This window comes from Pseudomonas sp. SH10-3B (assembly GCF_019891415.1).
Classification (GTDB): Bacteria; Pseudomonadota; Gammaproteobacteria; order Pseudomonadales; family Pseudomonadaceae; genus Aquipseudomonas.
Window position 1 is genome coordinate 1 of the sequence record NZ_JAFLXD010000158.1, and the last position, 244, is coordinate 244.

Here is a 244-nt window from a genome sequence, read left to right on the forward strand (position 1 = left end):
CGTTCACGGATCAGGTTCCCGAAGGCGTCATAGTCGTAGTGGCGGTCGCCCTGGATCATCAGGCGGTTGCCGGCGACGATGTCGGGGCCGGGGCGGTCTTGCATCAGCAGGTTGCCGGCGGGGGTGTGGCCGAAGCGTTCCTGCAGGTCCTGGGAGTGGTTGGCGCGGGTGAGGCGGCCTAGCGGGTCGTAGTGGTAGTGGTGTTCGCCTTTGCGGGTGTCGAGCAGGCGGGTGAGGTTGCCGG

The 244-nt window shown here is 67.6% G+C and carries 1 pseudogene; it reads right to left on the reverse strand.

Annotated features, from left to right (window positions below):
- Positions 1–244 (reverse strand): annotated as a pseudogene (locus J1G35_RS30780) (rhs family protein); the annotation flags it as partial.